The 8,385-nt window shown below is 41.8% G+C and carries 8 protein-coding genes and 2 pseudogenes; 3 read left to right on the top strand and 7 right to left on the bottom strand.

Features of this window, described 5'->3' with window-relative positions:
• Positions 1–266 (top strand): hypothetical protein (locus DP116_RS28700; RefSeq protein ID WP_211173484.1); only part of this gene is annotated, 266 nt, incomplete at its 5' end.
• Positions 267–483: 217 nt separating this feature from the next.
• Here the strand turns inward: DP116_RS28700 and DP116_RS24270 are convergent.
• Complete coding sequence (locus tag DP116_RS24270; protein WP_169157596.1) at positions 484–1,077, bottom strand: sulfite oxidase-like oxidoreductase; 594 nt, start codon at positions 1,075–1,077, stop codon at positions 484–486.
• A gap of 163 nt (positions 1,078–1,240) precedes the next feature.
• Positions 1,241–1,426 (bottom strand): 50S ribosomal protein L32, encoded by a 186-nt coding sequence (gene rpmF, locus DP116_RS24275; protein WP_169157597.1) that lies wholly within the window; start codon positions 1,424–1,426, stop codon positions 1,241–1,243.
• Between the two features lie 303 nt (positions 1,427–1,729).
• On the opposite strand from rpmF, the gene DP116_RS24280 reads away from it, so the two are divergent.
• Complete coding sequence (locus tag DP116_RS24280) at positions 1,730–3,460, top strand: caspase family protein (RefSeq protein ID WP_169157598.1); 1,731 nt, start codon at positions 1,730–1,732, stop codon at positions 3,458–3,460.
• A 154-nt stretch (positions 3,461–3,614) separates the two neighbouring features.
• On the opposite strand, the gene DP116_RS24285 is transcribed toward DP116_RS24280, so the two are convergent.
• Positions 3,615–3,989: a Mo-dependent nitrogenase C-terminal domain-containing protein gene (locus tag DP116_RS24285; RefSeq protein WP_169157599.1), complete on the bottom strand. Its 375-nt coding sequence runs from the start codon at positions 3,987–3,989 to the stop codon at positions 3,615–3,617.
• Entirely contained in the window at positions 3,973–4,134 is a 162-nt protein-coding gene (locus tag DP116_RS24290; protein WP_169157600.1) for a hypothetical protein, read from the bottom strand. The genes DP116_RS24285 and DP116_RS24290 overlap by 17 nt, the downstream gene beginning before the upstream one ends.
• A gap of 513 nt (positions 4,135–4,647) precedes the next feature.
• Between DP116_RS24290 and DP116_RS28705 the strand changes: the two are divergent.
• Positions 4,648–5,196 (top strand): annotated as a pseudogene (locus tag DP116_RS28705) (SLC13 family permease); the annotation flags it as partial.
• Positions 5,197–5,243: 47 nt separating this feature from the next.
• On the opposite strand, the gene budA reads toward DP116_RS28705, so the two are convergent.
• From budA to DP116_RS29675, 3 genes and pseudogenes are all read right to left on the bottom strand, one after another.
• Positions 5,244–6,053: an acetolactate decarboxylase gene (gene budA, locus DP116_RS24300; RefSeq protein WP_246275776.1), complete on the bottom strand. Its 810-nt coding sequence runs from the start codon at positions 6,051–6,053 to the stop codon at positions 5,244–5,246.
• Positions 6,054–6,176: 123 nt separating this feature from the next.
• Entirely contained in the window at positions 6,177–7,949 is a 1,773-nt protein-coding gene (locus DP116_RS24305; protein ID WP_169157601.1) for a ribonuclease J, read from the bottom strand.
• A gap of 308 nt (positions 7,950–8,257) precedes the next feature.
• A pseudogene (locus DP116_RS29675) lies at positions 8,258–8,385 on the bottom strand (4-hydroxy-tetrahydrodipicolinate synthase); the annotation flags it as partial.

An 8,385-nucleotide genomic window follows, 5' to 3' on the forward strand; every position in this document is an offset into this window, starting at 1 on the left:
AGGCATGTGGCGTCCCTGGGCTAAAGCCGCAGGGTTTTCATCTCACTCTTTATAAAAAATACATCTCTGATACAGTTTTTTTTGGAAATATGACTTTATGTAGATTGACACATGAGCCGAGCACATTATTTAAAAAGAAAGTCCAAGAACTGGAAAATATTTATATTGGAGAAATGGGGGTGACTGAAATTAGCCTCGTCATATGCAACGCCGTTTGTCATCCCAAAACAAAAAAAGTTATAGGTACTTATAAGTTAAGTCAGTAGGGCGGATAATACCATAGGTGTCAACTTAAGCGCAGAGTCTTACAGAGTAAGCTTTTTATGCCCAACAAACCTTCGATCCCCCCTTAATCCCCCCTAACCAAGGGGGGAGACAGAATTTTAGCCCCCTTGGTTAGGGGGTTGGGGGATCTCAAATGACTGTCATCAAAGCATTTTAGTTTTAATTTGACACCAATTGGGAAACGCCCCACCAACCTTATTAATAGCTGTAACGTTCCTCAGCCCAAGGTTCACCACGACGGTGATAGCCATTGCGTTCCCAAAAACCCAACTCTTCCCGTTCCAAGAACTCTAAACCATTAATCCACTTGGCACTTTTCCAAGCGTAGAGGTGAGGAACGACGAGTCGTAGTGGACCCCCATGTTCTGCTGGTAAGGGTTCTCCAAAGACTTGAAAGGCAAAGAAGTTTTCTTCTCGCACAAAGTCTTTCATTGAGATATTTGTCGTGTAGCCACCGTAGCAGTGTTCCATAACATGGTCTGCTTTGGCGTCTACCTCAATGAGTTTCATAAAATCTGTAACCTTGATACCAGTCCACTTGACATCAAGTTTTGACCAGCGCGTCACACAATGGAAATCCGCTGTGAATTCGTGCTGTGGAAGCGCCAGAAAATCTGACCAGGTAAAGGTTGCAGGTTTTGCCAAACCCCATACCCGAAACTCCCATTCGTCTGTGCTAACTTCAGGAGTCTCACCGTAGGTTAATACAGGAAATCCCTTGGTCAAGTGCTGACCGGGAGGAACGCGTTCCCCATCTTGCTTCGTAGGCTTCCGAAAAAACTTTCCCACCATAGTTGCAGAAAAATAACTTTTCTGACAATACTCTAATTTTTATATCAAGATGAAGTAATCAGTCATAAGTAATGGGTAATGGTAACCAGTTAGTGGTTAGTGAGATAATAACTAACAACTAACATCCGACAAGCAACCAGTTACCAATTACCGAATAGTCGTCTTATGATTCCTCTTCTTCCTCTTCTTCCTCTTGTTGAGCATTTGGATAGACAAAAGTAGAACGTCCAGTCAAAATAGACTTGCCTAGAGAAAGAGCTTTCTGAGCTTCAACTGTGGCTTTGTGCCTCCATGTAGCTCGACGTTTATCTCGTTTGGACTTCGATGTTTTCTTCTTAGGAACAGCCATAGTAACGGGTACTCTAAATGTAGACAACCTTTTTATTCTAAGGCATAGAAACAAATGTAGTGAGTGTTAAGTAGAAATCGCTCTCTTATGGTTTGCGTCGATCTTTCTCCTTGAAGCAACCAAAAAACTGCAACTCCTCAACTTCCACGCTTGTCTTAGACTCTGAGGAGACGGCAGATCCTATAACGGTCGAATCAGAATCACCTAAACTATTAGACAAGGTTAGTAGACATAGGTTAGCCTTGTTCCTTACAAAGTCAATCACTTTCCTAGGCAATTAAACAACGAGTAAGAAAAATCGCGATGGCAAATAACTGGGCAATCGCAATTGGTATCAATCAATATCAGTTCTTTCAACCTTTAGACTGCGCTCAAGCTGATGCTGAAGCAGTCAAAGATTTTTTGGTGACGAATGGTGGTTTTTTACCGCAACAGTGTCTGGTGATAACAGAGACTTCCCCACCGTTTGAAGATAGATCTACCTATCCCACTAAAGAAAATATTTTACTACTGCTTGAAGATTTTGCTGCTACTTCCTGGCACCCGCAAGACCGATTATGGTTTTTCTTCAGCGGTTATGGCGTCAACTATAAAGGACAAGATTATTTAATGCCCACCGAAGGCGATCCCAATCGCGTTGAACAGACGGGTATAGAAATGCGATCGCTCATGCAGAGTCTGCACGTTGCGAACCTCGATGCATTGTTATTGCTTGATATCAACCGTGCTTTCGGAACTTACACAGATGCTTACGTTGGAAAAGAAACAATAGAACTAGCTAAAGAACTACAAATTTCCACTATTCTTTCTTGTCAACCAGAAGAATTTTCTCACGAAAGTCGCGAACTAGGGCATGGATTCTTTACAGCAGCGCTGTTAGAAGCTTTACGTTACGGTAATGGCAATCATTTGACGCATTTAGAAAAATACCTGAGTGTTCGTACGCCAGAACTGTGTCAACATTACTGGCGTCCCACACAAAACCCTGTCATGATTTTAGTTCCTAAGCGACAGGCGCAGGTTATTTCTCCACAATTGGAGGATAAACGTGAAGCGAAAGTCAAGGAAGTAGCAAAGGAAGTCGCAGAAGTTGCAGGAAAAAATACTCCCTCATCTTCCTCATCTCCCTCATCCCCTCATCCTCAAAAAAAATCGTCAAACAACCATTTTTTGCCGCTGCTTCTACTGTGGAGCATCGCTACGATGCTTGTTCTATGCTTAATTATGGTTGTTTTGTTGCGCGATCGCGTAGGATTCAAGTTAGCGCAGATACTACCACCATCTTTCAGAAGTGCTACTAACAACAAAAAGATTGTTAATGTATCACCACAACCCGAAGCCTCACCATCACCAACCATACTCACCCAACCAGAAACCCAATTAATCCCCCAAGTTACTTCTAGTCCACAAGTCACACCAACTCCTGACGAATCTAAACAATCCAACCAAGCACTGTTGGAATTGGAGAAAATGTCCCTGAGTCAAACTCAAGCGAGTGATTTGAGACAAGCGATTAATACGGCTGCTAAAATTCCGCCGGATGATCCCAAGTATGAACAAGCTCAGGACAACATCAAGATTTGGAGCCGCATGATTTTAGATTTAGCACAAACTCGTGCTCAGCAAAAACAGTATGCAAATGCTATTTCCGCTGCACAGTTAGTCCCCAAAGACCAAGCTGTATACTCAAAAGCACAAACATCTATTAAGCAGTGGCGATTAAAAGCAAAGCAGTATGTGACCAATACAACCCTTATTGATGCTGCTGTTGGCTTAATTCGCGATGGACAGGCTTCTACCTACAATCGCGCTATAGAAGTTGCTAAAAAAGTTCCACGAGGTGAACCAGGTTTTGATGATGCTCAAAAATCTATCAACTCATGGAGTGAAAATATTTTGCGTCTTGCCAAACAACGAGCCAACCGAAAAGAATTCAAAGCTGCGATTGAAACCGCTGCTTTAGTTCCAGAGGAAACAGCCGCATACAAACAAGCGCAGAATGCAATTGCACAATGGCAAAAAAATGGTCAATAGTTACTAGTTTTTGGTCATGAGTAGAGACGTTGCATGTGAGGCAGCGCGCGTTCGAGTGAGGGTTTTCCTCGTGCCGGCGATCGCTCTCCCGTTGGGCAACGTCTCTACACGTGTGAAATCTGAAACAATCCTTAACAGCAACAGTACTGATTTATTAACAGTACTGTGTGACATCTTCGCCGCATTCATCAGCTAGATAGCATAGCGCTCGAAAACGTAAGCCAACCAACTCTTCGTAGACAGGGTTGAGCTTGCACATTGGCGGAATATGAAACAGGGTTTTCCCAAATAATTTCACATCGCGCTCAAAAGGACACTGGGAAGGAATGAACTTACACAAGCGATGAGCTAGTTGGCGATCGCGAATCGGAACATTGTCTAACCATCGCCGTATGGATTGGAGAATACCAAACTCAGGCTTGGCGGAAGGACGATGCATCTGGGCTGCTGGAGCGTCTTGTTGTGTTTGATTTAGCAACACCCAGCTTGCCAAAAATATTTTTCTTGTGGTATTATGATATACCTTCATGGTTCACTCCTCTATTCGACTGAGGCTCTTGAACTACCCGATGAACATTTACAACTTTGCCACGACTTGTTCCGGAAGAACCGTGTCCTGACTGAGATACAATCTGATGATTTGCCTTATCTGATGACTGAGTAGCTACTGGCATCAGAGCCTGTTCTATATTACGTCAAGTTAAGCGCAATTTCCTTTTGATCAGAGGTGCAGTAGAGATATCTTGTTTTTAACTTGATGTAATTAAAATTTCAGTAAAGACATCTACCTTTGGGTAGAGAAAGGTGTAACGTTTACTAAAATTTTATCACAAAATAAAACACATTTGACGTCAGTCTCTATTGCGTAAGTATAAATACTGCAATTTTGCATTCAGGTAGTCATTAGCTAAGAGCAAAACTGCGTAAATTTGACGCTGAGAGCAACTTTTAAATATTACAACCTTCCCCAAAAAAATACTTATAGATAAGAGAGGCTAAGTAGGAGAGAGAAAGAATACAAAGAAGAAAATTAATTGAAAATCAAGAATTTCGATTTTTTCAAACCTATTTTTCGGCGATTTTACCCACATTTTCACTCTCAGTTTCAAAGTGGTAATCTTACATTGGAATATGAGTAATTTTGCTGATAGCTACAGAGCTGCTGATAACAGCATTATAAATTTGTGATTCTTCTGCGACAACTTGCAATCTATGGCGTATTAGGGCTGACTTACCTGGGGTTAGCACTGGGCTATCTTCCAGGTCTACGCATGAACCGTGCGACAATTGCCCTAGTGGGTTCTGCATTTCTCATTGGTTTGGGTGTTCTCAATTTGCAAGAAGCATGGGATGCTATTGATGCCACTACCATCGTGTTTTTGTTAAGCATGATGGTTGTCAATGCCAACCTATCCTTTGCTGGTTTTTTCCAGCAAGCACTAGCAGTGCTGTTGAGTTTCACCCGCAGTCCTTTTGGCTTGTTAATCGCCTTAACTTGTGCTAGTGGTATCCTCTGGGCCTTTTTTCTCAATGACACCATCGCGCTGATTTTTACACCATTGACTTTGAGGCTGACACAAGCGCTGAATTTGAATCCGATTCCCTATTTACTTGGACTGTTTGGTTCAGTCGCCAACTTAATCGTCGCAGAAGCAGCCGGTGAGTTAGGCTACAAGTTAACTTTTTGGGAACATCTGCGCTTTGGGATACCACTGACGGTGTTAACTTTACTGCTAGTATATCTGTGGGTTCAGTAAATATCTTTGATGCCGTTTCCATCAACTTATCGCTCAATTTTGTTGACTTCAGCAGCTTTACCATCTCCTAAATCAGCTTGTTCAAATTGAGTAGTTTTAGGCAAGGCTATCTGAACATCTGATTTGGTATCAATTTCAACTTGATCATTTTGGAATTTTCCATCCAAAAGATGTCCGCCAATTTTTCGATTTTCAGTTAGAAAATGCAGATGATAGCCATTCACATTAATTCCTTGCATATAATTTGGTGTACGAAAGCCTACCAAAACACCTTTGACATTTTTAAGTTCAAAAATGGATTGGTCTTTCACTGCATCTACTAAAGGACGATATGGTGGAGTTTGCTTGGGGACGCTTCTAACTTTGAGGTAAGGAAAAGTGCCTTGAATGCGAATGGCGTAAGGAGAATTTTTCGTCGGTAACTGTCGGTCTAAAGATTGCTGCATTTGTTGATAATTCATAGTCCCTTCTAGATGAATCCGTTTCTCTGACTTAAAGAAGGTGACTACTGCGAAAGAGGTTTTTGTCGAGTCTGGAATGGAATAAGCAATTCCATCAGATTTCACTTGATAAAACTTGCCATCTAACCCAATCATTTCTCCATCAAGGGCATTCACTGTTCCCAAACCAAAATTACCATAATTTTTTAATTCTTTGAAAGTCGTTTCTCCGTCATAAACTCCTGCTGCAAGTGCGCTAATGGTGGATGTTTGAAATAGGGAATCAAATGAAATGTTTTGCTGTGTTCTTCCTGGAAGAACGACACTCAATGCAGTGATGAGCACAACAGCTATCCAGAAATAATGCTTGAATTTCAACCAATAGGAATACACCATACAATGAAAACTGGCGCAGTTTGATAATAAATTAGGGTGGATAGCAACGCTATTCCACCCTTGTGCAGTTTCATTTTTGGTTAGTTAACCAACAAACTTAAGACTCTACACTCTATAACTTAACTATGATGCGACTTGAGCTGCAGTACGAGTGCGACGCCTTCTCCCATCAGAAACTTTTACTGGTGGTTCATCAGGAATTTGCATCAATAAAGTTACGGATGGTTGACAATGCAGTTCCTTTCGCAATGAGCGTGCAAGTTCCCTTTCCAAAAGCCCTTGCAAGCCACCCCAGTCTACCTCTTGATTTTCACTATCAAAAGAGGGGGCAAATTCTGACCAGCGAACGCTGAGGATTTCTTCAATCCGCTGTTGTACCCACTTTTGCAACAAGGAGCGCTCGATGCTCGTGACAACACCTCGCAGGTGAATTTCTGGCTTTGCTATCAATTTGCCATTCCAATCTAGCGCCATCGCAATTGTGACAATACCCTCTTCTGCCATACGTTGCCGTTCTTGCAGCACTTTAGCACTAACCATGCCACTACCGGAAGTATCTACCAGTTCCAGACCAGATGCGACTTTACCAGCAACACGAATTGATTCTTCAGTAAGTTCGACGATATTCCCATTCTGAATAATCACCATGTTTTCAGCAGGAATGCCCATACTCTGAGCTGTTTGGGAATGCTTGACGAGCATCCGATGTTCTCCGTGAACTGGGAGGAAAAACTTGGGTTTAGTCAGAGCAATCATCAGCTTTTGATCTTCCTGACATCCATGACCAGAGACGTGAATTCCTTTATCACGACCATAGATGACATTTGCTCCCTGCATCATCAACTTATCGATGACGGTGACTACAGCAATTGTATTTCCAGGAATGGGGTTCGCTGAAAAGACGACCGTATCTCCTTGACGAATTCTAATATGAGGATGTTCTTGATTGGCAATGCGCGTCATCGCTGACATTGGCTCACCTTGAGAACCAGTAGTCAGAATCAATACGTTTTCATCTGGTACATTACGGACTGATTGCAACGGTAGAAGGAGATTATCATCACACTTGATATATCCTAGATTACGGGCATGGGCAATCAAATTCAGCATGGAACGACCTACCACGCCCACGACACGCTTATACTTTTGCGCCAGTTGCAAAACCATGTTAATGCGATGCACGCTGGAGGCAAAGGTTGTTACAAATAATCGCCCAGTGGCTTGACTGAAGACTCTGTCTAGATTTGGATACACAGAACGTTCTGAAGGCGTGAATCCCGGTACTTCTGAGTTTGTTGAGTCACTCATCAAGCACAGTACGCCTTTCTCTCCATGTTCGGCTAGTCTTTGCAAGTCAAAATGCTCACCATCTACGGGCGTATGGTCAAATTTAAAATCTCCTGTATGGATGATCAAACCAACTGGTGTATGAATTGCTACAGTAAAGCTATCAGCGATGGAGTGGGTATTGCGAATATATTCTACAAAGAAATGTTTGCCAATTCGCATCACATCGCGCGGGAGAACACTTCTTAATTCAGTGCGCTCGCGCACTCCTGCTTCTTCCAATTTCCCCTCTAGCATTGCCAATGCTAGTCTAGGACCATAGATCACAGGAATATCAAACTGCTTTAGGTGAAAGGCTATCCCACCGATATGGTCTTCATGACCGTGGGTGACAATCATACCTTTAATTTTGTGGCGATTTTCCCGTATATAAGTCATGTCTGGGAGTACTATATTGACTCCATGCATCCCGTCTGTGGGAAAAGCCAATCCTGCATCTAACAGGATAATTTCGTCGTCATACTCAAAAACACAGGTATTTTTACCAATTTCATGCAAACCGCCCAACGGAATAATTTTTAGGGCGGCTAAAGTTTCGTTTTTAGCCATATTCTCCTTACTCGTGTTCTTTGTTGATAAAAATGTGAAATTTAAAGATTGTTCTTTGTCAATCAAATGTGAAATCTAAGATTGTTGTAAAACTGACAAGACAAACAGGTTATGAAATCAGTCTGAAAACAGCTGACTTTTTATCAGATGTTCAATTGTTGCTTAATTAATTCGGCTTTAAAAGCTCAAAATTCATAATATATTTATCCAGTCTTAGCACAGGGGTTTTACCCAGATTTTGGTAAAATAAAACACTTTTTTATAAAAATCTTCAGCAAATTAGCCCGTCAGGTTTCATTATATTCTTGCTAAATCAAACCAAGTTCTTTGAGAACGAGTTTTAACTTTTGACTGATTTCTGAGTCAGCTTCGCACAATGGCGGACGAGTTGAACCAACCTCCCAACCTAAAAGATTTAATGCTTTCTTAACTAGGA

It is taken from the genome of Brasilonema bromeliae SPC951 (genome assembly GCF_012912135.1).
Taxonomy (GTDB): domain Bacteria; phylum Cyanobacteriota; class Cyanobacteriia; order Cyanobacteriales; family Nostocaceae; genus Brasilonema; species Brasilonema bromeliae.